Consider the following 21,837-nt stretch of genomic DNA (forward strand, 5'->3'; position numbering starts at 1 on the left):
GCTTGATGCTGCTAGGCGCGTCCTTTGGTTTTTGGGGTGGTGTCGAGATTGAGCGCCGCCCGCTACAACGCTTTGGCCAGAAACTCGGCCGTGCGGCTTGCCTTACACCCGGCCACCACCTGCGGGGTGCCGCTGACCACCACCTTGCCCCCGGAATCCCCGGCCCCCGGGCCAATATCGATCACCCAGTCACTCTGCGCCACCACTCGCATGTCGTGTTCGACCACCACCACGCTATGCCCGCTTTCTACCAGGCGGTTCAGCTGTACCAGCAGCCGGTCGATGTCCTGCGGGTGCAAGCCGTTGGTGGGCTCATCCAGCACATACAGGGTCGCCCCGCGGGCCATGCGCTGCAGTTCGGTCGCCAGCTTGATCCGCTGCGCTTCACCACCGGACAGCTCGGTAGCAGGCTGGCCCAGACGCAAGTAGCCCAGGCCGATATCCTGCAGCACCTGCAGGCAACGGCGGGCAGGCGGTTGCTCGGCAAAAACCTGCAGGGCCTGGTCGACGGTCAACTGCAGCACTTGCGCGATGTTCATGCCTTGCCAGCTCACCGCCAGGGTTTCGGGGTTGTAGCGGGCACCCTGGCAGGTCGGGCAGGGTGCGTACACGCTGGGCATGAACAGCAACTCGACGCTGACGAAACCCTCTCCCTCGCAGTTGGCGCACCGGCCCTTGGCAACGTTGAAGGAAAAGCGCCCGGCGTCGAAGCCCTGTGCCTTGGCCTGCTCGGTAGCCGCGAAGCGTTTGCGCACGTGGTCGAACAGGCCTGTGTAGGTGGCCAGGTTGGAGCGCGGCGTACGGCCGATCGGCTTCTGGTCAACCTGCACCAACCGCTTGATGCTGCCAAGCCCGGCGCTTAGGTGGCCGCTGCTGGTCTGTTCAGGTTCGTCTTCCAGGCTCTGCGCTTCGGGCTCGCTACGTTGCTCGGCATGGCCCAGGTGTGCCCCCACCAGTTCCAGCAGGGCCTGGCTGACCAGGCTGGATTTGCCCGAGCCGGAAATACCGGTAACGGCGGTAAAGCAGCCCAGCGGAAATGCAGCGCTCAGGTTATCGAGGTTATTGCGCGTGATGCCTTCAAGCTTCAGCCAGTCGCGGGGCTGGCGGGGGGCGCGTGTGGGCTGTACCGGTGCATCGAACAGGTAGGTGCGGGTGCATGACTGTTGCACCTCGGCCAGGCCGGCAGGCGGCCCGCTGTAGAGGATGGTGCCGCCGTGTTCGCCGGCAGCTGGCCCTACATCCACCAGCCAGTCGGCGCGGCGCATGGTGTCCAGGTCGTGCTCCACCACATACACCGAGTTGCCAGCCTGTTTCAGGCGCTGCAGGGCTTCGAACAGCGCTTCACTGTCGGCCGGGTGCAAGCCGGCCGACGGCTCGTCGAGTACGTAAACCACGCCAAACAGCTGCGAATTCAGCTGGGTGGCCAGGCGCAGGCGTTGCAGTTCCCCAGAAGACAAGGTCGGGGTGCTGCGCTCCAGGGCCAGGTAACCGAGGCCGAGGTCAAGCAGCGTATCAATGCGTTCGAGCAGCTCGTTGGCGATGCGTTGGGCCGCCAGGCGTTTTTCCAGTGTCAGCTCGTCCTGCTGCCGGGTCAGGTAGTCGGCTGCCGCCACCTTGCGGAACACCTCGGCCAGCGCCTGCAACGACAGGTGCGACAGTTCGGCGATGTCCAGCCCGGCGAAGGTCACGCTCAGCGCTTCGCGCTTCAGGCGTTTGCCCTGGCACAGCGGGCAGGGGCTGGGGCGCATATACTGGGCCACACGCTTGCGCATCTGCGCGCTCTGCGAGTGCATGAAGGTATGCAGCACGTAACGCCGGGCACCCATGAACGTGCCTTGATAGCTGGGCTCCAGCTTGCGCTTGAGCGCTTCGCGGGTCTGCGCCGGGGTCAGGCCGGCATACACGGGGGCGCTGGGCGTCTCTTCAGTGAACAGGATCCAGTCGCGCTGCGCCTGAGGCAGGTCGCGCCAAGGGATATCGACGTCATAGCCCAGCGTGACCAGGATGTCGCGCAGGTTTTGCCCTTGCCACGCCATTGGCCACGCCGCCACCGCACGCTCACGGATGGTCAGCGACGGGTCGGGAACCATGGTCGCTTCGGTCACCTCGTAGACACGGCCCAGGCCATGGCACTGCGGGCAAGCGCCCTGGGGCGTGTTCGGAGAAAAGTCTTCGGCGTACAGCATCGCTTGCCCGGCCGGGTAATGGCCTGCGCGGGAGTAAAGCATTCGGATCGAACTGGACAAGGTGGTCACGCTACCCACCGAGGAGCGTGCACTCGGCGTGCCGCGTTGCTGCTGCAGGGCCACCGCCGGCGGCAGGCCATCGATGGCATCCACATCCGGCACGCCAACCTGGTCGATCAGGCGCCGGGCATAGGGCGCGACCGATTCGAAATAGCGGCGCTGGGCTTCGGCATACAGCGTGGAGAATGCCAGCGAAGACTTGCCCGAGCCAGACACGCCGGTGAACACCACCAAGGCGTCGCGGGGGATATCGACATCAATGTTCTTCAGGTTGTGCTCGCGGGCGCCACGGACGCGGATGAAACCGCTTGGGGTGGTCGGGCTTGGAGGCATGAAGCAGTCCTTGTCTGAAGCTGAGCAGTGAGCCCAAGGTAACAGCAACTGCAGCGGCCCTCCAAAAGGCGCGCAAACATTCCGAATGTTGAGCGCTCCCTTGCTGACACAGCTTTCTCTCTCCGACTGGTTCCGCTGGGCGGAACCACATTCGTTTGTGATCCCGCGTCACTCGCGCTTATCTGTGAGCCAAGCACGACCTGCCTCACCTGTCGTGACCTGAAGGCGAACAACAAGAACGGGAAACCACCCGCGCGAGGAGACTCCACATGTCCCGACATCAGCATATCCAGGCCTGGCTCGCCGACGTGGCCAGCGACCTGCACGCGATCCGTCACGATATCCACGCTCACCCGGAATTGGGCTTTGAAGAAAGCCGCACCTCGGCATTGGTCGCCCGACTGCTGGAGGAATGGGGCTATGAAGTGCACACCGGTATCGGCAAGACCGGCGTGGTCGGCGTGCTGCGCAATGGCAGTAGCCCCCGCCGGCTGGGCCTGCGCGCCGACATGGACGCGCTGCCCATCCACGAAGCAACGGGCGCGGCATACAGCAGCCACCACCCAGGCTGCATGCACGCCTGTGGTCATGACGGGCACACCACCATGCTGCTTGGCGCCGCGCGCTACCTGGCGGCAACCCGGCAGTTCGACGGCACGCTGATACTGATCTTCCAGCCGGCCGAGGAGGGCCAGGGCGGGGCCGAGGCGATGCTGGCCGACGGCCTGCTGGAGCGCTTCCCATGTGATGCGCTATTCGGCATGCACAACATGCCAGGGCTGCCGGCCGGGCACCTGGGGTTTCGTGAAGGGCCGATGATGGCTTCGCAAGACCTGCTGACGGTGACCCTGGACGGGGTGGGTGGCCATGGCTCGATGCCGCACCTGACCGTCGACCCGCTGGTGGCGGCCGCCAGTGTGGTGATGGCGCTGCAAACCGTGGTGGCGCGCAATATCGATGCGCAGGAGGCGGCAGTGGTCACCGTCGGCGCGTTGCAGGCCGGCGAAGCGGCCAACGTGATTCCGCAACAGGCGCTGTTGCGCCTTAGCCTGCGCGCGCTGAACGCCGAGGTGCGGGCGCAGGCCCTTGAGCGGGTGCGGGCAATCATCGTCAGTCAGGCCGAGAGCTTTGGTTGCCGCGCCAGCATCGAGCACCGCCCGGCCTACCCGGTGCTGGTTAACCATGCCGCTGAAAACGCCTTTGCCACCCAGGTAGGGGTCGAGTTGCTGGGCGCCCAGGCAGTGGATGGCAACACCCGCAAGCTGATGGGCAGCGAAGACTTCGCCTGGATGCTGCAGCGCTGCCCGGGGGCCTACCTGTTCATCGGCAATGGTGTATCCCGGCCGATGGTGCACAACCCGGCCTACGACTTCAACGACGACATCCTGCTGACCGGCGCCGCCTACTGGGGCGCGCTGGCAGAGCGCTGGCTGGCACCTGCCTGATTGTCCCTTTTTGACCACTGCCGCTGGAACCCGGGCGCGACTGCGCCTGGGCGATCACCCAATCATTGTGTGGAGTGTTCCCTATGCAGACTTCGAGCACCGGCGTGTCGCGTACCCGGCAAGTGGTGGCCGCCGTTATCGGCAACGCCCTGGAATGGTATGACTTTATCGTGTATGGCTTTCTGGCCAGCATCATCGCCCGGCAGTTCTTCCCGTCCGACGACGCGTACGCCTCGCTGCTGATGGCCCTTGCCACCTTCGGCGTCGGGTTTTTCATGCGCCCGGTGGGCGGCGTGCTGCTGGGCATGTATTCCGACCGCAAGGGCCGCAAGGCGGCCATGCAGATGATCATCCGCCTGATGACCGTGTCCATCGCCATGATCGCCTTCGCGCCCGACTACCTGGCCATCGGCATGGCTGCGCCGCTGCTGATCGTGGTGGCGCGCATGCTGCAAGGCTTTGCCACCGGTGGTGAATATGCCAGCGCCACGGCATTTCTGGTGGAAAGCGCACCTGCCCACCGCAAGGGCCTGTATGGTTCGTGGCAATTGGTAGGGCAGTGCCTGGCGGTGTTTGCCGGGGCGGCAATGGTGGCGTTGGTTACCCACCTGTGCTCGCCTGAGGCGCTGGACAGCTGGGGCTGGCGCATCCCGTTCGTGCTGGGCCTGCTGATCGGGCCGGTCGGGCTGTGGATTCGCAAGCATATGGAGGAGCCTGAGGCGTTTGTCGAGGCGCGTCGCCATGCCAAGGGCCAGTCGCCCAGCCTGTGGCAGGTGCTGCGTGAACACCGGCGCAGCCTGCTGGTGTCGATGGGGTTGGCCTGCGGCGCCACGGTATCGTTCTACGTGGTGCTGGTGAACATGCCGACCTTCGCCCACAAAAGCCTAGGCCTGCCGCTGGACCAGGTGCTGCTGGTGCAGATGCTCGCCGTGGGGCTGATGACCCTCGTGATTCCGTTGTCCGGGGCGCTGTCTGACCGGCTGGGGCGGCGCCCGGTGCTGATGGCCTTCACCCTGGCGTTCTTCGTGATGGTCTACCCACTGTATGTGTGGGTGGCCGCTGCGCCTTCACTAGAGCGCCTGTTGGTCATGCAACTGCTGTTGTGCACGGCCATCGGTGGTTTCTTCGGCCCGGCACCTACTGCCCTGGCCGAACAGTTCCCGGTCCAGGTGCGTTCCACCGGCGTGTCGGTGGCCTACAACGTGGCGGTGATGGTGTTCGGTGGCTTTGCCCCGTTGATCGTGACCTGGCTCACCCAGGTGCTCGGCACCCCGGTGGCGCCGGCGTTCTACGTGCTGTTTGCCTGCCTGCTGACATTGCTGGGCACCTATTGCCTGAAAGAAGCACCGCGGGCAGTCAAGCCTGCCGCCTTCAACCTTGGAGTAAAACCGTGAAGCCGCTAGCCATCGACCCCATTGTTGCCCTCGATGCCGAGGCACTGTCCCAGGCCATCCATGCCCGCCAGTTGTCATGCCGGGAGGTGATGCAGGCCTACCTGGGGCATGTGGAGCGCTTCAATCGGCAGGTCAATGCACTGGTCTCGCTGCGCCCGGCCGAAGTGCTGCTGGCCGAGGCCGAGACGCGTGACCGCGAACTGGCCTGTGGCCATTCGCGCGGCTGGATGCATGGCATGCCGCAGGCAATCAAGGACCTCGCCGCCACGGCCGGGCTGCGTACCACGCTCGGCTCGCCGCTGTTTGCCGAGCAGGTACCCGAGCAGGATGCGATCAGCGTGGCGCGGGTGCGGGCGAGCGGGGCATTGATCATGGGCAAGAGCAATGTGCCCGAGTTTGGCCTGGGCTCGCAAAGCTACAACCCCTTGTTTGGCACCACCACCAACGCCTACGACCCGTCGCGGGTGGCGGGTGGCAGCAGCGGTGGGGCTGCAGCGGCGCTGGCCATGCGCTTGCTGCCGGTGGCCGACGGCAGCGACATGATGGGCTCGCTGCGCAACCCGGCGGCGTTCAATAACCTGTTCGGCCTGCGCCCATCGCAGGGCCGCGTGCCGCATGGGCCGGCGCCCGAGCTGTTCGTGCAGCAGCTGGCCACAGAAGGGCCGATGGGCCGCAGTGTGGTCGACGTGGCGCGGCTGCTGTCGATACAGGCGGGTGTTGATGCGCGGGCGCCGCTGTCGCTAAGTGAAGGCCGGCGCGATTTTGCCGTTGGCTTGCCGCGCGATTTTCGCGGTGTACGGGTGGGCTGGCTGGGCGACTACAACGGCTATCTGCCGATGGATGACGGGGTAATGAGCCTGTGCGAGTCGGCGCTGGCCGACTTTGCCGAGCTGGGCTGCCAGGTCGAGGCCTGCCAGCCGGCATTCGACCTGGCGCGCTTGTGGCAATGCTGGCTGACCCACCGCCACTTCCTGGTGCATGGCAACCTCGGCGCAGCCTATGCCGACCCCGGCAAGCGCGCATTGCTCAAGCCCGAAGCACAGTGGGAGGTGGAAGGTGGCTTGCAGCTGAGTGCGGCGGCGCTGTACCAGGCTTCGTTGGACCGCAGCGACTGGTACCGCGCCATGGGCAAGCTGTTCGAGCGTTACGACTTTCTGCTGTTGCCCTCGGCCCAGGTGTTCCCTTTCGATGCACGCCAGCCATGGCCGACGGTGGTTGGGGGGCGGGCAATGGACACCTACCACCGCTGGATGGAAGTGGTGATCGGGCCGACCCTGGCCGGTTTGCCGAGCATCAGCGTGCCGGTGGGGTTCAATGCCGCCGGGTTGCCCATGGGCCTGCAAATCATCGGCCCGGCGCAGGCCGACCATGCCGTGTTGCAGCTGGCATATGCCCATGAACAGCTCACCCGCTGGGTGGCGCGCTGCCCGCCACAAAGCCTGCTTGCGCCATGAAAGCATGGGCAGGCGCGGATCTTGCTGGCTATCCTGACCATCCCGCTACAAGGAGGTCATACCCATGGGCATCACGGCAGACAGCGGCGGCGTGCGTTCGGTGGAGCGGGCACTGGCCATTGTCGACCTGCTGGGCGAGCACCAGGCGTTGGGCCTGGAAGAACTGCACTACCTGACGGCGCTGCCCAAGGCCACGGTGTCGCGCATGATCGCCACCTTGCAGGCGCAAGGCTGGGTGTACCGCGGCCTTGCCGACCGGCGCTACCGGCTGTGCGCGCGACGCCTGTTCGGTGACCGCCAGTTGCGTTTCAAGCGGCGCCTGGTGGAAAGCGCAGCGCCCATGCTGCTGGAGCTGAGTGAGCGCACCGGGCTGGTCGCTGACCTGTCGTGTTTCGACGGCCAGCGGCTGGAGGTGATGGAAAGCGCCATTCCCCAGGTGCTGCGCAAGCGCTATCCGCACACCAGTCAGATTGTTGGGCAGCATGCCAGCCTGTTTCATTCGGCGATGGGGCGGGCGTGCCTGGGGGAGCTGGCGGTGGACGAAGTGCAGCGCCTGGCGGCCCATGAGCGGCTGGGTGATGACGGGTTGTTGCGCGATATCGAAGAGCAAGCGCACAAGGGCTTTGGTCAGCGCACCGAGGGCTACTGGGAATACCCGGTGCGCCTGCCGTTCCTGATCCGCGCCATTGCCTTGCCGGTACATGCCGAAGGGCGCCTGGTCGGCAGCATTGCCTTGCAATGGCCGCTGGATCAGGCGCCGGTGGAGCGGGTGTCGAGCCAGCACCTGAGCAGTTTGGCGACCACGGTGGGGGAAGTGCAGCGGGCCTTGGCTGTTTGATGTTTCCTGCACGGGTTTCTTCGCGGGTAAGCCACAGACGCGTGCATTGCCAGTAATGCCCACAGAGCCTGCGGGGCGTTACTGGCCCTCCCGAAATCCGCTAGGGCTCACCCCAGCCTGCTTGCGAAAGAACCGGCTGAAATACCCGACATCGGCAAACCCCAGTTCATGAGCGATCTCTTTCACGCTCAGGCTCGAATGCCCGAGCATGCGCTTGGCCTCCAGCACCAGTCGGGCATTGATCACATTCATCGGCGTCATGCCCAGGTGTTCCTGGCACAACCGCCCCAACGTCACCAGGGTCATGCCCAACTCGGCGGCGTATTCCGCCAGTGGCCAGTGCGCGCGGTAGTGCATGTCTACCAGCTCGCGAAAAGCCGTCAGTTGCTGGCTGCGTCTTGATACTGGGCGCTGCTCACCCGCGGGTATGTACGGCTCATGGCGCAGGACATGGATCATCAGTGCCAGCAATAGCGCCATGCTGCTGGCCACATGCTCGCGGGCGCGGTTGTGGTATTCCTCGCGCAGGGCCCGAAACAGGGGCAACAACGGGTCTTCATCGGCGGCCCAGTGGGGCAGGGCAATCACCTGTGGTTTGCGCAGTTGCACCAGCACGCTGGGTGCCAGCACCTGGGCGATGCTATCCAGCGGGTGCTGCGCAGCCGTGATTACCTGGCCTTCTACCTGGCTGGCCCAATGAAAACCATGCACCACCTGCGCCGGGACGTACACCACGCAGGGCGCATGAACCTGAAACCGGTCACTGTCGAACAGCACCTCGCCGCCACCGCTTTGCAGGTACAACAGCTGCAGCAAGCCTTCGTGACGGTGTGCGGCAATCTCCCAGTTGTGCGCGCCAGAGCGCTGGGATATCTGCTCCACATGCAAGGCTTCGTGCCACACCGGCTGCGCGGTTTCACCGTACAGGGCGTAATTGGGGATCTTGTTCATGGTGTTGTAATTGTTCTGTTCACTGCCCGCTACTGTGCCATAGCTGCACGCAGGCTTCAGGGCGCAGTGGGCAAATTGACGGGAATGTGGGGCTGGTTGCAGGTTTTGTCCATTCTGCCGGTGGGCCTGCCGGCCATAGCCTGTTGCCCAGAACAAGCAACGCTCTGGAGAACAGCATGCACAACAACAAGATCCTTTCTCAGTGGCTAGGCCTGGAGTCGGCCGTATGCGTGGTGACCGGCGCGGCCGGCGGCATTGGCGCAGCGTTGGCCGCAGCCTTGGTGGAGCAGCAGGCCCACGTGGTGCTGCTTGACCGCGATTTGGACAAATGCCGCGAACTGGCGGCCACCCTGGGGGAACACAGTGCAGGCGAAGTCAGTGCACTGGCCTGCGACATTGCCGACCCGGCCAGCGTGGAGCAGGCTGCGGCCCAGGTACAGGCGCTGCATGGGCGCTGCGATGTACTGGTCAACAATGCGAGCGTGCTGCGCCCCGGTGCGCTGGACACGCTAAGCCTGGAACAATGGAACCAGGTGCTGGCGGTCAACCTCAGTGGCTACCTCTTGTGTGCCCAGGCCTTTGGCCGTTCCATGCTGGACTGCGGCCAGGGCCGTATCGTGCATGTGGCCTCGATTGCAGCCCATTACCCGCAACCCAACAGCGGGGCCTACAGCGCGGCGAAGGCAGGCGTCAGCATGTTGTCGCGGCAGATTGCCGTGGAATGGGGGCCACGCGGTGTGCGCAGCAACGCCGTATGCCCGGGTTTGATCCGCACGCCATTGTCGGCGGCGTTCTATGCCGACCCACAGGTGGAGCGCCGGCGTAGCGCCATGACCGCCAACCAGCGCATCGGTGAGCCGCAAGACATCGCCGAAGCTGTGCTGTTTCTGGCCAGCCGCCGCGCCGACTATATCAACGGCGCCGAACTGACCGTGGATGGCGGACTGGAAAGCATGCCCATGGCATTGATCCCGCGCCCTGGCTTCGAGGGGGCAGGCCAATGAATACGCGTAGCTGCGATGTACTGGTCATCGGTGCGGGTGCTGGCGGCCTGGCGACAGCCATCACGGCGAAAAAGCTTGGCCTGGATGTGATCGTCATCGAAAAGGAGGAGTGCTTCGGCGGCACCACGGCGTTTTCCGGCGGCGTATTGTGGGTGCCGGGCACCCGGCACGGGGGCAATGACAGCCAAGCAGCGGCCATGACCTACCTGCGCAACGAAACCGGTGCCTGCTTCGATGCGGCCGGGGTGGAGGCATTCTTGCGCTACGCGCCGCAGATGGTTGAGTTTTTCGAGCGCGAGACGGCAGTCAAGTTCGTGCCCACGCTGTACCCAGATTATCACCCGCAGGTGGAAGGCGGCGTCGATGTGGGCCGCTCGATACTGGCCGCACCTTACGACATCCGTGGTCTGGGGCCCGACATGGCGCGGCTGCGCCCGCCGCTGAAGACCATCACCTTCATCGGCATGATGTTCAATTCGTCGAATGCCGACCTCAAGCACTTCTTCAATGTCACCCGTTCGTTGACCTCGTTCGCCTACGTGGCCAAACGCCTGCTGACCCATTTGAAGGAGCTGGCCTTGTACCGACGCGGCACCCAGGTCACCAGTGGCAATGCCCTGGCGGCAAGGCTGGTACGCTCGGCACTGGACCTGGGCATTCCGATTCTCACAGGCACCCCGGCGCGGCAGTTGCTGCGCGAAGGGGCGCGGGTAGTGGGGGCGGTGACCGGGCAGGCCGGCAGCGAGCAGCGCATCGAGGCCCGGCGCGGGGTGGTGCTGGCCTGTGGCGGTTTCTCCCATGACCTGCAACGGCTGCGCCAGGCCTACCCGCATGTACGGCGTGGCGGCGAGCATTTTTCACCGGTGCCAGCGGGCAACACCGGCGATGGTGCGCGCATGGCCGAGGCGCTGGGAGCAAAGGTCGATATCTGCCTGCAGGCACCTGCAGCCTGGATGCCGGTGTCGAAGGTGCCGGTGGGTGGTGGGCGGCATATTGCCTTTCCGCATTTGCTCGACCGCTACAAGCCGGGTGTGATCGGCGTGCTGCGTTCGGGGCAGCGATTCACCAACGAGTCGAATGCCTACCACGACGTAGGCGCAGCGCTGATCGAGGCGTGTTCCGACCAGGCAGAAACCGCCATGTGGCTGGTGTGCGACCGCCGCACACTGGCCAAATACGGGCTGGGCTTTGCCAAGCCTGCGCCGATGCCGCTGGGGCCATTGCTGCGCAACGGTTACCTGCTCAAGGGCCAGACCCTGGCGGAGTTGGCCGGCAAGGCCGGTATCGATGCGCAAGGGCTGGAGCAGACTGTGCGCGAGTACAACCTTGGCGCTGTCCACGGTGAAGACCGTCAGTTCGGCCGCGGCAGCACCAGCTTCAATCGCTACCTGGCCGACCCGCAGCAACAACCCAACCCGTGCGTAGCGCCGGTTGGCGAGGGACCGTACTTTGCCGTGAAAGTGATCATGGGCGATCTGGGCACTTTCGACGGGCTGCGCACCCGTGTGACCGGTGAAGTGTTGGCGGCCGACGGGCAAGTCATCGACGGCCTGTATGCGGTGGGTAACGACCGCGCCAGCATCATGGGCGGCAACTACCCCGGGGCGGGCATCACCCTGGGGCCGATCATGACCTTTGCCTACATCACCGGGCGCCATCTGGCGGGTGTCGAGCAGGGGCTGGCGGCGGGCAACGCACGGGAGGTGGCGTGATGGACAAGCCTGTGGTCGACCACCGCATCTACACGATTCGCCCACGCGGCATGGCGGCCTTTCTCGAGGCGTTCGACCAGCTGGCGATGCCGATCCTGCTGCGCCACCTCGGTGCACCCCTGGCGTTTTACACCAGCAGCATCGGGCCGTTGAACCAGGTGGTGCACTTGTGGGGCTATGACAGCCTCGATGACTTCGAGAAGCGCAGCGCAGCGCGGGATGCCGACCCGGACTTTGCCGCGTACCTGCATGCCACCCGCGACCTGGTGGTGGCTCAGGAAACACGCATCATAAGGCCTGTGCGCTTACCCAGCCTTTTCCACTAGGGCTGCGACAAACACCGTCATAAAAACAACAACAGGTGATACCTATGAACAACACACTCGACGTGCGCCAACTGATCGACCAGCAACCCATCGGCCGCTACCAGAAATGGGTGGTGTTCCTCGGCTTTCTCATCATCGCCCTGGACGGCCTGGACGTCGCCATCATCGGCTTCATTGCCCCGCAATTGAAAAGCGACTGGGGCCTGGATGCGCAAAGTCTGGGCCCGGTACTGAGCGCCGCATTGATCGGCCTGGCACTCGGCGCCCTGATTGCCGGCCCCTTGGCGGACCGTTACGGGCGCAAGGCGGTGTTGCTGTGCAGCGTCCTGCTGTTCGGCCTCTGGACACTGGCCTCGGCCTTTGCACCCAACCTGGAAGCCCTGGTCGCGTTGCGCTTTCTGACTGGCCTGGGCCTGGGCGCAGCCATGCCCAATGCCAGCACCCTGGTCAGCGAGTATGCCCCGGCACGCAGCCGCTCGCTGCTCATTACCCTGGCATTCTGCGGCTTCTCCCTGGGCGCGGCGGCAGGTGGTTTCGTCAGCGCCTGGATGATTCCGAACCTGGGCTGGCGCAGTGTCTTGGCATTGGGTGGGGTGTTGCCGCTAATGGTCCTGCCGTTGCTGTATTGGCGCCTGCCGGAGTCGGTGACGTTCCTGGTCAGCAAAGGGGCGGACCGCAAGCGCATTCTGGCCATTGTCCGTCGCCTGGCACCTGAGCATGTCAACGCCGACACGACCTTTGTCTTGCCCGGTAAAGCCCAGGCCGCAGGCGGTGCAATCGGCACCATCCTCTCTGCGCGGTATCGCTTTGGTACCTGCATGCTCTGGGGCGGGTACGTGCTGGCGCTGTTCCTGGTCTATCTGTTCAGCGGCTGGTTGCCGACGCTGGTGAAGGAGGGGGGCGGGTTCTCGGTGGCCGAAGCGGCCATCGTCACGGCCTGCTTCCAGATTGGCGGCCCGTTGGGGGCGATTACGGTGGGTTGGGCCATGGATCGCTACCCGGCGCAGCGCGTGCTGGTACTGACCTTCCTGTTCAGTGGTGCGGTGATTTTTGCAATTGGTCAGGTCGCTGCGGACTTCGCCTGGTTGTGTGCGGTTGCGAGCGCTGTGGGCTTTGGCCTTAATGGGGCAAGTGTTGGCATGAATGCGCTGGCGGCGGCTTTTTACCCGACTGAAGCACGGGCGACCGGCGCCAGCTGGATGAGCGGCATCGGGCGCCTGGGTGCGATTCTCAGTGCCTTTGCCGGGGCACAGATGCTGGCACTGGGCTGGAGCTTTGCCCAGGTATTCGCTTCGTTGTTGCTACCCGCAGGGTTGGCGGCTTTGGCGGTATGGCTGCAGGGGCGAAATGCGGCGTCACGGCTTAGCGTTCCAGGCTGTACATCCGGCACCCCGGCTGCAGCGCCAGCAAGTTCGGCTCCCACTCCCTAGCCTTCGGGAACACAGCCCCTGTCTGAAGCCATACGCTCGATCAACGCCCACAACGCCGCATCATTGAAATCGTCGACAACCAGCCTGGCGCCCGCCGCCAGCAACCGCTCCGGGGTCTGCGTCGTGGCCACGCCCACGGTAAAGATCCCCGCGCCACTGGCCGCGGCCGTCCCCGGCAATGAGTCCTCGAAGGCCAGCGCTTGCCCGGCGTCGGCACCCAGCCGCTGCAGGCCGGTGAGGTAGGGCAGCGGGTCCGGTTTGGGCCGTGCCAGTTCTTCGGCCACCAGCACATGTTCAAAGTGCTGGCCCAGGCCCATGGCGTTCAGCATGTGCTCGGCGTTCAGCCGCGGTGCGTTGGTCACCACGCACATGCCGATGTCATGGGCCTGGGCATGCTCCAGCAGGCGCAACAGGCCTGGCATCGGCTCAAGCGACGGCGACATCGCGCGGAACAGCGCTTCCTTGCGGTCGGCCAACGCCTGGCACTGTTCGACGCTGGCGCCACTGAACAGCTCGGCGAACAGCTCGCCGTTGGCGCGGCCGCTGACCTGGGCGTCGAACTGCGCCTGGCTCAGCTCGCGGCCGTCGTGTTCGCGCAGCAGTTGGCGAAAGGCCTGCAGGTGCAGGGTGTCAGTGTCGGTGAGGGTACCGTCAAGGTCGAACAGCAGGGCGGTCAGCATGGGATATCCAGATGAAAAAACACAAGCCAGGGGATCATAACCAAAGCTGACGACGAAGGGGGCTGTTCAGCGTGCTCCGAAAAGAGTACAAATGTGCTCCATGGACACTCTTACCCCCAAACGCCGCGCCATTTTCGAATTTATCCGTGAGCGCATTGCCGAGCATGGTCAGCCGCCGAGCCTGGCCGATATCGCCACGCGCTTCGGTTTTGCCTCGCGCAGCGTTGCGCGCAAGCACATCACCGCCCTGTGCCAGGCCGGTTACATCGATGTCACGCCAAACCAGGCCCGGGGCATACGCCTGGCCGAACCGCTGCGCCGGCCGGAAATCCTCGAAATACCCGTGCTGGGCCAGGTGGCGGCGGGTGCCCCCATCGGCCCGGACCTGGACATCCACGAGCAGTTGCTGCTCGACCCCAGCCTGTTCCGCCGTACCCCCGACTACCTGCTGAAGGTGCGGGGCGACTCGATGATCGACGACGGCATCTTTGACGGTGACCTGGTCGGCATCCTGCAACAGGCCGACGCCCGCGACGGGCAAATCGTGGTTGCGCGCCTGGACGGCGAAGTGACCATCAAGCGCCTGCAACGCCAAGGCGGCACTTACCGGCTGTTGCCACGCAACCCGGCCTATGCGCCGATCGATGTGCAGCCCGAACAGGACTTTTTCATCGAAGGCGTGTTCTGCGGCTTGCTGAGGCGCGACTGATGGGCGCCGTGGTCGACCTCGACAGGCTGCTGGAACAGCGCCGGGTATGGCGCGGCCGGCAGGCCCAGGCGCGGCCACTCGGGCTGCAGCCCACCGGCCATGCGGCCCTCGACGAACGTTTGCCGGAAGGTGGCTGGCCAGCGGCAGCACTGAGCGAGCTGTTGCTGGCCAACCCCGGCTGTGGCGAATTGCAGTTGCTGTGGCCAACCCTGGCCCGGCTGAGTGCAGAAGCCAGCAGAGTGGTGCTGGTGGCTCCACCCTTCATCCCTTTTGCACCGGCCTGGCAGGCAGCGGGGGTGGACCTGCGCTGGCTGGTACAGGTGGATGCCGAGCCTGCCGATGCCCTGTGGGCTGCCGAACAGTGCCTGCGCTCGGGCAGTTGCGCGGCGGTGCTGTGCTGGCCGGAACGTGCCGATGACCGCGCCCTGCGGCGCTTGCAGGTAGCGGCCGAAACCGGGCAGGCACTGGCGTTCGCCTGCAGGCCGCAGCAGGCGTCGCACAACCCTTCACCCGCAGCGCTGCGCATTGCAGTCGACACACGCCCGGCGCAATGGCGCGTGCTGAAAAGCCGGGGTGGCATGCCTCCAGCGCTGCCTATTCCCTGCCCAGGGCGGGGCTGATGCACCATGCTCTGGGCCTGCATCCTGCTCCCGCAGCTTGCGCTGGACACCGTCCTGCGTGAGCGTGACGACCCTGACACACCCTTGGTGCTGATTGGCGGGCCGACCCAGCGTCGCGTGTTGCAGGCAGTCAACCCGGCGGCCGCTGCACTGGGCCTGCGCGCCGGGCAAACCCTGACCGCAGCGCGTGCCCTGGCTGATGGCTTCACCTGCGTCGAAGCCGACCCCAAACGCATCGATCAGGTGCAACAGCTGCTGGCGGCCTGGGCCTACCGCTTCAGTGCCCAGGTCAGCCTGCATTACCCTCGGGCGCTGCTGCTGGAAGTGGGCTCCAGCCTGCAACTGTTCGGGCCCTGGCCTTTGTTCGAGGCGCGTCTGCGTCAGGAGTTGGCAGAACTGGGCCTGCGCCAACGCATTGTCCTGGCCAGCAACCCGGTGGCAGCTCGCATGCTCGCCAATGGCCACGATGGCCTGGCCGTGGGCGATGTCGACGCCACCCGAGCGGCGCTGCTTGGCATGCCCATCACGCGCGTCGGCCTGCCGGCAGAGGCGGCCGAAGCGTTTGCCCGCATGGGCTTGCGCCAGCTGGGCCAGGTTTTGGCCTTGCCGCGCGATACCTTGGCCAGGCGCTTTGCGGCCCAGGTGCAGCTGCACCTCGACCAGTTGCTCGGCCTGCGCAACCTGGGGCTGGACTTCTACCAGCCACCCGACCGTTTCGAAACCCGGCTGGAACTCAACTTCGACGTCGAATCGCACCAGGCGCTGTTGTTCCCGCTGCGGCGCATGCTCAACGACCTTGCTGCATTTCTGGCCGGGCGAGACTGTGGCGTGCAGCGCTTCTGCCTGCATCTGGAGCACGCCGAGGGGCCGGATACCCTGCTCAAGGTGGGTTTGCTGGCGGCCGAACGCGATGCTGCGATGCTGTTCGAGCTGGCCCGTGGGCGCCTTGAGCCGCTGCGCATACCCGCACCGGTGCGCAACCTGCGGCTGGTTGCCGAAGACTTGCCACCCTTTGTGCCACAGCATCAGGCGTTGTTCGACCCGCGGGCGCAACAGGCGCAACCCTGGGCGCAATTGCGCGAGCGGTTGCGCGCCCGCCTGGGGGATGAGGCCGTCAAGGGGCTTGGCGCAGCCGCCGATCACCGCCCCGAATGCGCCTGGCAGTTGGCGGAGCAGGGTGCCCAAGGCAACATGCCGGTTGCACCGGGCAGCCGCCCGGGGTGGCTGTTATCGGCACCGATCGCGCTGGATGACGCCGCCTACCAGGTGCAGGGCTACGCCGAACGCATCGAATCAGGTTGGTGGGATGGCGGCGATGTGCGTCGCGACTACTACCGCATCGAAACCCGTGACGGCTTGCGCGGCTGGGCCTACCGCGACCTGAGCCAGGCCGGCCCGCTTTGGCTGCAGGGTTGGTTCGCATGAACACCCCGGGTTATGCCGAGCTGCATTGCCTTTCCAACTTCAGCTTCCAGCGCGGTGCATCGAGCGCCGACGAGCTGTTCCGGCGTGCGCGCGAGCAGGGCTACCAGGCGTTGGCGATCACTGACGAATGCACGCTGGCCGGTATCGTGCGCGCCTGGCAGGCAGCCAAGGTGCACCAGTTGCGGCTGATCGTTGGCAGCGAGGTGCAACTGTGCGACGGGCCCAAGCTGGTGCTGCTGGTCGAGAACCTGACCGGCTACCAGAACCTGTGCGCGCTGATCACCCGTGCCCGGCGGCGGGCAGAGAAGGGTGCGTACCAGCTGTTTCGTGATGACTTGCTGCTGCACCACCAAGGCCTGCTGGCCTTGTGGGTGGCCGCTGACAGTGGCGATACCGCTACCGGCGCGTGGCTGCGCAGTGTGTTTGCTGAGCGCCTGTGGCTGGCCGTGCACCTGCATCGGGGCAGTGACGATGCCATGCGCCTGCAACGGTTGCGGGCACTGGCGGCTGATGTGGGTATCCGCGCCGTGGCCTGTGGTGACGTGCACATGCACGTGCGTGGTCGCCGTGCCTTGCAGGACTGCATGACGGCCATCCGCCAGCATTGCCAGGTGAGCGAGGCCGGGCGCTTTCTGTTTGCCAATGGCGAACGGCACCTGCGCAGCCAGGCGCAACTGGCCGAGTTGTATCCGCTCGACCTGCTGGCCGAGACCCTGGTCATTGCCCGGCGCTGCCAGTTTGACCTGAGCGAACTGAACTACCAGTACCCACGCGAACTGGTGCCCGAGGGGCATACCCCGGCAAGCTGGCTGCGCGAATTGTGCGAGCAAGGCCTGCCGCTGCGCTGGCCAGGCGGGCCGAGTGGCAAAGTGCGGGCTGTGCTTGCCAAGGAACTGGGGCTGATCGAAGAGCTGGGCTACGAAAGCTACTTCCTGACGGTGCACGACATTGTCGCCTTCGCCCGCAGCCAGCGCATTCTATGCCAGGGCCGGGGGTCGGCAGCCAACTCGGTGGTGTGCTTCGTGCTAGGCATCACCGAGCTTGACCCCATGAAACACCACCTGCTGTTCGAGCGCTTCCTGTCGCGCGAGCGCAACGAGCCGCCGGACATCGACGTGGACTTCGAACACGACCGGCGCGAGGAGGTGATCCAGTATGTGTTCCGTCGCTATGGCCGGCACCGGGCGGCGCTCACTGCGGTAGTCAACACCTACCATGCCGCCGGTGCGGTGCGGGATGTGGCGCGGGTGCTGGGGCTACCCGCCGACCAGGTGGATGCCCTGGCCAAATGTTGTGGCCGCTGGAGCGATCGCATACCTGATGACCAGCGCCTGGCCGAGGCCGGTTTCGAAGCGGGCAGCCCTTCGCTGCGGCGGGTGTTGGTGCTGGCCGGCGAACTGATCGGCTTCCCCCGGCACCTGTCACAGCACCCGGGCGGTTTTGTCATCTCCCAGCAACCGCTCGACCAGCTGGTGCCGGTGGAGAATGCCGCGATGCCGGAGCGCACGGTGATCCAGTGGGACAAGGACGACCTGGACATGGTCGGCCTGCTCAAGGTCGACGTGCTGGCGTTGGGCATGCTCAGCGCCTTGCGTCGCTGCTTCGACCTGCTGCACCACCACCGTGGCCGGCACCTGACCCTGGCGACCATCCCCAGCGAAGACCCGGCCACCTACGCCATGATCAGCCGTGCCGAGACCATGGGTGTGTTCCAGATCGAGTCACGCGCGCAGATGGCCATGTTGCCGCGGCTGCGGCCCCAAAAGTTCTACGACCTGGTCATAGAGGTAGCCATTGTCCGCCCCGGGCCGATCCAGGGCGACATGGTGCACCCGTACCTGCGCCGGCGTCTGAAGCAGGAACCGGTGACGTATCCGTCGCCGCAACTGAAGGAAGTGTTCGAACGTACCTTGGGCGTGCCGCTGTTCCAGGAGCAGGTGATGGAGCTGGCGATGGTCGCGGCCGACTATACCCCGGGCGAGGCCGACCAGTTGCGCCGCAGCATGGCAGCCTGGAAGCGCCACGGCGGCCTGGAACCGCACCGCGAACGGCTGGTGCAGGGCATGTTGCGCAATGGTTACACGCTGGCGTTTGCCGAGCGCATCTTCGAGCAGATCAAGGGGTTTGGCAGCTATGGGTTCCCTGAGTCGCATGCGGCCAGCTTTGCCTTGCTGTGCTATGCCAGCAGTTGGCTGAAGTGCCATGAGCCGGCGATTTTCACCTGTGCGTTGGTCAACAGTTGGCCGATGGGCTTCTACAGCCCTGATCAGTTGCTGCAAGAGGCTCGCCGCCAAGGTATCGAGGTAAGGCCGGTTGATGTCTGCCACAGCGACTGGGACTGCACACTGGAGCCTGATGCTCAAGGCACCCTGGCCATTCGCATGGGCCTGCGACTGGTGCGTGGCCTGGCCGAAGCCGATGCCAGGCGCGTGCAGCAGGCAAGGGCGCAGCGGCCGTGGCGCAACGTCGAAGACCTGTGTTTGCGCGCCGGCCTGGACGCACGGGCCCGTGCCCGCCTGGCTGATGGCGGGGCGCTGCGCGCCTTGGCCAGCGATCGGCATCAGGCGCGCTGGCAGGTGGCGGCGGTGCAGCCGCAACTGCCGTTGTTCGCCGATGTGCAGGCCTTGCCTGAAGAACCGGTGCAATTGCCCGTGCCAACCGTGGGCGAGGACCTGATGGCCGATTATCAAACCCTCGGCACTACGCTTGGCCCACATCCACTGGCGCTGTTGCGTTCTCGCCTGAGGGCACTGGGGTGTCGCAGCTCCAGTGAATTGCAGGGTGTGGAGCATGGCGACAACATTGCCGTGGCCGGGCTGGTGGTGGGCCGGCAACGGCCTCAAACCGCCAGCGGAGTGACCTTCGTTACTCTGGAAGACGAGCATGGCATGGTCAACGTGGTGGTGTGGCGTGCACTGGCCGAACGGCAGCGGCGGGCGCTGGTGGGTTCGCAGTTGCTCAAGGTCAGTGGGCGGTTGGAGCAGGAGAATGGGGTGCGGCACCTGATTGCGCGGCGGTTGGAGGATGTGAGTCCGCTGCTGCAAGGGCTGGATGTACGCAGCCGGGATTTCCACTGACCCCAACGCTCGGAACTTGCGCGGTTCCCTGTGGGAGCGGGCGAGCCCGCGAAGCAGCCACCGCATTGCAGGGCACCGGCCTTGCCGGTGTTCGCGGGCATGCCCGCTCCCACAGGGATCGCGCCAGCTTTTAGAAATTGAGCAAGACAGTTGCTCCCAAAGGTCGCGTCCTGGTCCAGATTGCGCTTGGCGAACGGCAGCGGCGGGCGGTGGTGGCGCAGTTGCTCAACGCTCGGTACTTGCGCGGTCTGTGGGAGCGGGCGAGCCCGCGAAGCAGCCACCGCGTTGCAGGGCACCGGCCTTGCCGGTGTTCGCGGGCATGCCCGCGCCCACAGAGGTCGTCTACTGGCCCAGCTTGTGCTCGCCTACACCATCGCCAACCGCTGCTTGCGCGTCGGTGCAGGGAACGCCCGGTCGATCGCCCGCAGGTCTTCACCGGTCAAGGTCAGCGCTCCCGCCGCCGCATTGAGCCGCACGTGCTCGGGTGTCACCGCCTTGGGGATGGCGATCACGCCGTCATCGCGGGTCACCCAGGCCAGGCACACCTGGGCCGGTGTGGCGCCATGGCGCTCGGCGATTTCCGCCAGCACCGGGTGCTGCAACAAGCGCCCGGCCTGAGCCAGCGGGCAGTAGGCCATGGATGGCAAGCCACGTTTTTCGCACCACGGTAGCAAGTCGAATTCGATGCCGCGCTGGGCCGGGTTATACAACACCTGGTTGGTGGCACAATCAGGGTTGTGCAGTTCGCGCAGGTCGTCGACGTCAAAGTTGGATACGCCCCAACGCTTGATCTTGCCTTGCTCGCGCAAGCGCTCGAAGCCTTCGACGGTTTCCTCCAGCGGGTGCTGACCACGCCAGTGCAGCAGGTACAAGTCGATGCAATCAGTGCCCAGGCGCGTGAGGCTGCGTTCGCAGGCAGCCGCCATGCCGCGCAGGCTGGCATTGTGCGGGTAGACCTTGCTGACCAGAAATACCTGGTCGCGGCGCCCGGCAATGGCTTGGCCAACGACCTCTTCTGCCCCCCCTTCGGCATACATCTCGGCGGTGTCGATCAGGTTCAGGCCCAGCTCGATGCCCTGTTGCAGCGCCGCGACTTCGGCAGCCTTGCGACCTGGGTCTTCGCCCATGTACCAGGTGCCTTGGCCGATGGCTGGAACACTCGTGCCTGCCAGATTTACGTAACGCATGTCACCTCCGGGATCCGGGTATTGGAAAGAAGCACCTCAAGCAGTGCTTGCGCTGCGGTGGAAAGCTTGTGCTCGCTGAGGGCAATCACGCCGATGCGCCGCTCGACAGTGGGCTCGACCAAGGTGACGCAGCGGGCACCCAGCTCCTGCATCTGGTTGATGCACAGGGCCGGCACGGCACTGACCCCCAGGCCGCTGGCCACCATGCGGCCGATGGTCGTCAGCTGGTGGCTTTCGAACGCGACTGCCAGCTTGCCGTGGCGGGCCGCCACATTCTGCTCCATCAACAGGCGCACCGCCGAAGGGCGCTGCAGGGCCACGAAATCTTCGGCCATCAGCTGTGCCCAGCTGACCTGGGGCAGCAGCGCCAAGGGCGAGTCGGCGGCCACTACGGCAACGAAGCGGTCCATATACAACGGGTGGAAGTCCAGCCCATCGATGTTATCCGGCTCGAAGCCGATGCCCAGTTCGACGCGACGATGGCGTACCAGTTCCTGTACCTGTTCGTTGATCACGTCGTGCACCGTGACGTTGACCTTGGGGTAGCGCTGGCGAAACACCTTGAGCGAGTGGGGCAACAGGTTGCCGGCAAAAGCCGGCATGGCCGCCACCGAAACACGGCCCAATTGCAGGGTAAAGCGCTGGCGCAGCATCTCTTCGGTGTCGTCCCAGTCGGCCAGCAGGCGGCGTGCCAGTGGCAGCAGCACTTCGCCCTCGGCAGTTAGGCTTACGCTGCGCGTGGTGCGGCTGAGCAGGGCGCCGCCGAGGTTTTCTTCCAGCGCCTTGATGGTCAGGCTCAGTGCCGGCTGTGAAACGTGCAGGTGTTCACCGGCCTGGGCGAAGCTCTGGTACTTGGCCACGGCGACAAAGGCGCGCAGTTGTTTGACGTTCATGTCGGGCCTATCGTTTGTTTTGTAAAAATTATCAATCGATGACGAAAACAAAATTAACAAATCAGTCGCTTGCGGTGAAGATGTCTGCACACGCTCACCGACAGCCTCGTCGG

17 protein-coding genes are annotated in these 21,837 nt (G+C 65.3%); 12 read left to right on the forward strand and 5 right to left on the reverse strand.

From position 1 onward, the window contains the following. Nucleotides 1-62 precede the first annotated feature (62 nt). A complete protein-coding gene (locus ACF8FG_RS23385) occupies nucleotides 63-2,579 on the reverse strand; it encodes an excinuclease ABC subunit UvrA (RefSeq protein WP_318077823.1) in 2,517 nt (838 codons plus the stop codon). A gap of 269 nt (nucleotides 2,580-2,848) precedes the next feature. Here ACF8FG_RS23385 and ACF8FG_RS23390 point away from each other — a divergent pair, with 269 nt between their 5' ends. The 4 genes from ACF8FG_RS23390 (at nucleotide 2,849) to ACF8FG_RS23405 (ending at nucleotide 7,710) form a co-directional block, all read left to right on the forward strand. Next, on the forward strand, nucleotides 2,849-4,024 hold the full coding sequence (locus ACF8FG_RS23390; protein ID WP_014591059.1) for a M20 aminoacylase family protein: 1,176 nt from the start codon (nucleotides 2,849-2,851) through the stop codon (nucleotides 4,022-4,024). A gap of 83 nt (nucleotides 4,025-4,107) precedes the next feature. Further along, nucleotides 4,108-5,418 carry a citrate-proton symporter gene (locus ACF8FG_RS23395; protein WP_119713795.1) on the forward strand — a complete coding sequence of 437 codons (1,311 nt, stop codon included), beginning with the start codon at nucleotides 4,108-4,110 and terminating at the stop codon, nucleotides 5,416-5,418. After that, nucleotides 5,415-6,872 carry an amidase gene (locus ACF8FG_RS23400; protein ID WP_019438456.1) on the forward strand — a complete coding sequence of 486 codons (1,458 nt, stop codon included), beginning with the start codon at nucleotides 5,415-5,417 and terminating at the stop codon, nucleotides 6,870-6,872. Before ACF8FG_RS23395 ends, ACF8FG_RS23400 begins: the two co-directional genes overlap by 4 nt. A 64-nt stretch (nucleotides 6,873-6,936) precedes the next feature. Next, nucleotides 6,937-7,710 carry an IclR family transcriptional regulator gene (locus ACF8FG_RS23405; protein WP_076403033.1) on the forward strand — a complete coding sequence of 258 codons (774 nt, stop codon included), beginning with the start codon at nucleotides 6,937-6,939 and terminating at the stop codon, nucleotides 7,708-7,710. Between the two features lie 78 nt (nucleotides 7,711-7,788). On the opposite strand, the gene ACF8FG_RS23410 is transcribed toward ACF8FG_RS23405, so the two are convergent. Beyond that, entirely contained in the window at nucleotides 7,789-8,661 is an 873-nt protein-coding gene (locus tag ACF8FG_RS23410) for a helix-turn-helix domain-containing protein (RefSeq protein WP_135198491.1), read from the reverse strand. 176 nt (nucleotides 8,662-8,837) lie between these two features. Between ACF8FG_RS23410 and ACF8FG_RS23415 the strand changes: the two genes are divergently transcribed. The 4 genes from ACF8FG_RS23415 to ACF8FG_RS23430 are packed head-to-tail and all read left to right on the forward strand — an operon-like array spanning nucleotide 8,838 to nucleotide 13,133. Continuing rightward, nucleotides 8,838-9,665, forward strand: a complete 828-nt coding sequence (locus ACF8FG_RS23415) for an SDR family NAD(P)-dependent oxidoreductase (RefSeq protein WP_004374198.1) — start codon at nucleotides 8,838-8,840, stop codon at nucleotides 9,663-9,665. Next, entirely contained in the window at nucleotides 9,662-11,377 is a 1,716-nt protein-coding gene (locus ACF8FG_RS23420) for an FAD-dependent oxidoreductase (RefSeq protein ID WP_119713794.1), read from the forward strand. The genes ACF8FG_RS23415 and ACF8FG_RS23420 overlap by 4 nt, the downstream gene beginning before the upstream one ends. Then, nucleotides 11,377-11,703 (forward strand): NIPSNAP family protein, encoded by a 327-nt coding sequence (locus ACF8FG_RS23425; RefSeq protein ID WP_004374204.1) that lies wholly within the window; start codon nucleotides 11,377-11,379, stop codon nucleotides 11,701-11,703. Before ACF8FG_RS23420 ends, ACF8FG_RS23425 begins: the two co-directional genes overlap by 1 nt. 44 nt (nucleotides 11,704-11,747) lie before the next feature. Beyond that, nucleotides 11,748-13,133 (forward strand): MFS transporter, encoded by a 1,386-nt coding sequence (locus ACF8FG_RS23430; RefSeq protein ID WP_134697716.1) that lies wholly within the window; start codon nucleotides 11,748-11,750, stop codon nucleotides 13,131-13,133. On the opposite strand, the gene ACF8FG_RS23435 is transcribed toward ACF8FG_RS23430, so the two are convergent. Then, entirely contained in the window at nucleotides 13,130-13,813 is a 684-nt protein-coding gene (locus ACF8FG_RS23435) for an HAD family phosphatase (protein ID WP_070383910.1), read from the reverse strand. The two genes, ACF8FG_RS23430 and ACF8FG_RS23435, sit on opposite strands and share 4 nt — an antisense overlap. A gap of 91 nt (nucleotides 13,814-13,904) precedes the next feature. On the opposite strand from ACF8FG_RS23435, the gene lexA reads away from it, so the two are divergent. From lexA to ACF8FG_RS23455, 4 genes are read left to right on the forward strand one after another with little or no spacing between them, the layout of a single operon-like run. Further along, nucleotides 13,905-14,522 (forward strand): transcriptional repressor LexA, encoded by a 618-nt coding sequence (gene lexA, locus ACF8FG_RS23440; protein ID WP_012052394.1) that lies wholly within the window; start codon nucleotides 13,905-13,907, stop codon nucleotides 14,520-14,522. Continuing rightward, complete coding sequence (gene imuA, locus ACF8FG_RS23445) at nucleotides 14,522-15,142, forward strand: translesion DNA synthesis-associated protein ImuA (protein ID WP_004374214.1); 621 nt, start codon at nucleotides 14,522-14,524, stop codon at nucleotides 15,140-15,142. The genes lexA and imuA overlap by 1 nt, the downstream gene beginning before the upstream one ends. A gap of 6 nt (nucleotides 15,143-15,148) precedes the next feature. Further along, the gene (locus ACF8FG_RS23450) at nucleotides 15,149-16,567 is read left to right on the forward strand and encodes a DNA polymerase Y family protein (protein ID WP_135198492.1); all 1,419 of its coding nucleotides are present in this window, start codon (nucleotides 15,149-15,151) and stop codon (nucleotides 16,565-16,567) included. Beyond that, the gene (locus tag ACF8FG_RS23455; protein WP_392519252.1) at nucleotides 16,564-19,644 is read left to right on the forward strand and encodes an error-prone DNA polymerase; all 3,081 of its coding nucleotides are present in this window, start codon (nucleotides 16,564-16,566) and stop codon (nucleotides 19,642-19,644) included. Before ACF8FG_RS23450 ends, ACF8FG_RS23455 begins: the two co-directional genes overlap by 4 nt. 365 nt (nucleotides 19,645-20,009) lie before the next feature. Here ACF8FG_RS23455 and ACF8FG_RS23460 read toward each other — a convergent pair whose 3' ends face one another. Further along, on the reverse strand, nucleotides 20,010-20,831 hold the full coding sequence (locus ACF8FG_RS23460; RefSeq protein ID WP_392519253.1) for an aldo/keto reductase: 822 nt from the start codon (nucleotides 20,829-20,831) through the stop codon (nucleotides 20,010-20,012). After that, nucleotides 20,819-21,724, reverse strand: a complete 906-nt coding sequence (locus tag ACF8FG_RS23465) for a LysR family transcriptional regulator (RefSeq protein WP_010954013.1) — start codon at nucleotides 21,722-21,724, stop codon at nucleotides 20,819-20,821. The genes ACF8FG_RS23460 and ACF8FG_RS23465 overlap by 13 nt, the downstream gene beginning before the upstream one ends. Nucleotides 21,725-21,837 lie beyond the last annotated feature (113 nt).

The organism is Pseudomonas sp. YQ_6, assembly GCF_043103245.1.
In the GTDB taxonomy this organism is placed as follows: Bacteria; Pseudomonadota; Gammaproteobacteria; order Pseudomonadales; family Pseudomonadaceae; genus Aquipseudomonas; species Aquipseudomonas alloputida.

Coding starts and splice junctions, on each gene's coding strand:
- lexA (WP_012052394.1), top strand. CDS start 13,905: ATGTGCTCCATGGACACTCTTACCCCCAAACGCCGCGCCATTTTCGAA.
- ACF8FG_RS23410 (WP_135198491.1), bottom strand. CDS start 8,661: ATGAACAAGATCCCCAATTACGCCCTGTACGGTGAAACCGCGCAGCCG.
- ACF8FG_RS23405 (WP_076403033.1), top strand. CDS start 6,937: ATGGGCATCACGGCAGACAGCGGCGGCGTGCGTTCGGTGGAGCGGGCA.
- ACF8FG_RS23460 (WP_392519253.1), bottom strand. CDS start 20,831: ATGCGTTACGTAAATCTGGCAGGCACGAGTGTTCCAGCCATCGGCCAA.
- ACF8FG_RS23465 (WP_010954013.1), bottom strand. CDS start 21,724: ATGAACGTCAAACAACTGCGCGCCTTTGTCGCCGTGGCCAAGTACCAG.
- ACF8FG_RS23450 (WP_135198492.1), top strand. CDS start 15,149: ATGCTCTGGGCCTGCATCCTGCTCCCGCAGCTTGCGCTGGACACCGTC.
- ACF8FG_RS23390 (WP_014591059.1), top strand. CDS start 2,849: ATGTCCCGACATCAGCATATCCAGGCCTGGCTCGCCGACGTGGCCAGC.
- ACF8FG_RS23435 (WP_070383910.1), bottom strand. CDS start 13,813: ATGCTGACCGCCCTGCTGTTCGACCTTGACGGTACCCTCACCGACACT.
- imuA (WP_004374214.1), top strand. CDS start 14,522: ATGGGCGCCGTGGTCGACCTCGACAGGCTGCTGGAACAGCGCCGGGTA.
- ACF8FG_RS23395 (WP_119713795.1), top strand. CDS start 4,108: ATGCAGACTTCGAGCACCGGCGTGTCGCGTACCCGGCAAGTGGTGGCC.
- ACF8FG_RS23455 (WP_392519252.1), top strand. CDS start 16,564: ATGAACACCCCGGGTTATGCCGAGCTGCATTGCCTTTCCAACTTCAGC.
- ACF8FG_RS23430 (WP_134697716.1), top strand. CDS start 11,748: ATGAACAACACACTCGACGTGCGCCAACTGATCGACCAGCAACCCATC.
- ACF8FG_RS23415 (WP_004374198.1), top strand. CDS start 8,838: ATGCACAACAACAAGATCCTTTCTCAGTGGCTAGGCCTGGAGTCGGCC.
- ACF8FG_RS23385 (WP_318077823.1), bottom strand. CDS start 2,579: ATGCCTCCAAGCCCGACCACCCCAAGCGGTTTCATCCGCGTCCGTGGC.
- ACF8FG_RS23425 (WP_004374204.1), top strand. CDS start 11,377: ATGGACAAGCCTGTGGTCGACCACCGCATCTACACGATTCGCCCACGC.
- ACF8FG_RS23420 (WP_119713794.1), top strand. CDS start 9,662: ATGAATACGCGTAGCTGCGATGTACTGGTCATCGGTGCGGGTGCTGGC.